Below are 2,343 nucleotides of genomic sequence, written 5' to 3'. Positions count from 1 at the left end.
CGGGATGTGGCTGCGGCCATCAATGTCCTGGCACGGTCGGGGCGTGCACCCGACCGCAGATGGGCTCGGACGGAGCCTTCGGGGATGGGTACGGCGTGGGCCGTCCCGTGAGAACCGAGAAGCCCCGTTCTGAAGAACGGGGAGTCGTCACCAAAATCTCAAACAATCGCCGGGCTCTGCCGTTTGACCGCTCGAGGCGTCCAGGGAGGTTAGCTATGCTCAAGGGTTTCAGGGACTTTATTTTCCGCGGCAACGTCGTAGACCTGGCGGTGGCGGTGGTCATCGGCGCGGCTTTTAGCGCGGTCGTGGACTCGCTGGTCAAGGACATCATCACCCCCGTCATCGGCCTCATCGGCGGCCAGCCCGACTTTTCCTCGATCCGCATCGGCGCCAACGCCCAGGGCGAGGGCGGCGTCGCCGTCGGCAACTTCATCAACGCCCTGATCAGCTTCACCATCAAAGCCGCCGTCATCTACTTCGCCATCGTCGTCCCCATGAAGCGCCTGACCGACCTGCTCAAGCGCAAAGAAGTCCCCGCCGGCCCGCCCGTTCCCTCAGAAGACATCATCCTGCTGCGGGAGATCCGGGACGCGCTGAAGAACCGGAATTCTTGAGCTAAGCGTTCAGCCATCAGCCGTCAACGGTCAGCTTGTGGCTTTTGGCTTTTGGAAAACCCTCCCCGGTCCTCCCCGCACGCAGGGAGGGTTATCCCCCCTAACCCCCCTTGCTAAGGGGGGAACAAGGCGTCTGGCGTCTTGCGTACGACGCAGGACGTAGGGCGCACGACGCTTTGACTACCGACCCCTCACATGTTCTCGATCAACGCCCGCCCGAACTCGCTGCACTTGAGCAGCGTAGCCTGGCGCCCTTCGGCCACCATCAGGCGGTGGAAGTCGTAGGTCACGCGGCCCTGGGCGATGGTCCTGGTCATGGCCTGGAGGATGAGGTCGGCGGCCTCGGTCCAGCCCATGTAGCGCAGCATCATCTCGCCGGAGAGGATGACGGAGGAGGGGTTGACCTGGTCCTTGCCCGCGTACTTGGGGGCCGTGCCGTGGGTGGCCTCGAAGACGGCGTGGCCGGTCTTGTAGTTGACGTTGGAGCCGGGCGCGATGCCGATGCCGCCGACCTGGGCCGCGAGCGCGTCGGAGATGTAGTCGCCGTTGAGGTTGAGGGTGGCGATCACCGAGTACTCGGCCGGGCGCAGCAGGATCTGCTGTAAGAAGTTGTCGGCGATCATGTCCTTGACGGTGATGGTGTTGCCCGTCTTGGGGTTCTTGAAGGTGAGCCAGGGGCCGCCGTCGAGCTCGGTCGCGCCGTACTTGGCCTTGGCGAAGGCGTAGCCCCAGTCGCGGAAGGCGCCCTCGGTGAACTTCATGATGTTGCCCTTGTGCACCAGCGTCACGCTAGGGAGGTCGTTGTGTACGGCGTAGTCCAGGGCGGCCTCCACCAGGCGCTGGGTGCCCTCCTCGGAGACGGGCTTGATGCCGATGCCTGCGGTCTGGGGGAAGCGGACCTTGCCGTAGGCCTTGGGGAACTGGCTCTGGAGGAACTCGAGGATCTGCTTGACCTCCGGCGTCCCCGCCGCCCACTCGATGCCCGCGTAGATGTCCTCGGTGTTCTCGCGGAAGATCACCATGTTGACGAGCTCAGGGTGGCGCACGGGGCTGGGAACGCCCTCGAACCACTGCACCGGCCGCACGCAGGCGTAGAGGTCGAGCTCCTGCCGCAGCGCCACGTTGATGCTGCGGATGCCCCCGCCGACGGGGGTGGTGAGGGGGCCCTTGATGGCGACGCGGTACTCGCGGATGAACTCGAGCGTCTCCTCGGGCAGCCAGATCACCTCCCCGTACACCTCGTTGGCCTTCTCGCCCGCGTAAATCTCGGCCCAGGCGATCTTCCGGCGCCCGCCGTAGGCTTTGGCTACGGCCGCGTCGAGCACCGGCTGCGAAGCCCGCCAGATGTCGGGTCCGGTGCCGTCACCTTCGATGAAGCCGACGATAGGCTGGTCAGGTACCTGCAATACGCCGTCCTGGATGGTAATCTTATCGCCCGCAGGCACCTTGATGCGTTGGTAGGACATTGTTTTTCCTCCTGAGTCAAGAGCATAAGCCACGGCTGGTATACCGTGCAAAGTGAGGGGGATGTGCGGATGGCCGGGTGCGGGGCGTGGGTGGTGGGTCGTACGTCGTACGCAAAAAGCCAAACGCAAAACGCCAAACGCCAAACGCAATACGCGTGTCTTACGTCTTACGTCGTACGCAAGACGCAAGACGCGAGGTGCCTTGTTTCCCCCTTAGCAAGGGGGGTTAGGGGGGATAAGCCCACCCCGCCGGCGGGGTGGGC

2 protein-coding genes are annotated in these 2,343 nt (G+C 64.4%); one reads left to right on the top strand and one right to left on the bottom strand.

Annotated features, from left to right (window positions below; genetic code table 11):
* Positions 1–215: 215 nt before the first annotated feature.
* Positions 216–614 (top strand): large conductance mechanosensitive channel protein MscL, encoded by a 399-nt coding sequence (mscL, locus tag Mterra_RS20645; protein WP_119316796.1) that lies wholly within the window; start codon positions 216–218, stop codon positions 612–614.
* Positions 615–805: 191 nt separating this feature from the next.
* Here the strand turns inward: mscL and icd are convergent, their stop codons facing one another.
* On the bottom strand, positions 806–2,080 hold the full coding sequence (gene icd, locus Mterra_RS20640) for an NADP-dependent isocitrate dehydrogenase (protein ID WP_119316795.1): 1,275 nt from the start codon (positions 2,078–2,080) through the stop codon (positions 806–808).
* Between the last annotated feature and the right edge of the window lie 263 nt (positions 2,081–2,343).

This window comes from Calidithermus terrae (assembly GCF_003574345.1).
In the GTDB taxonomy this organism is placed as follows: Bacteria; Deinococcota; Deinococci; order Deinococcales; family Thermaceae; genus Calidithermus; species Calidithermus chliarophilus.
Note: the sequence above shows the minus strand (reverse complement) of the source record. Positions and strands in the feature narration are given on the sequence as shown.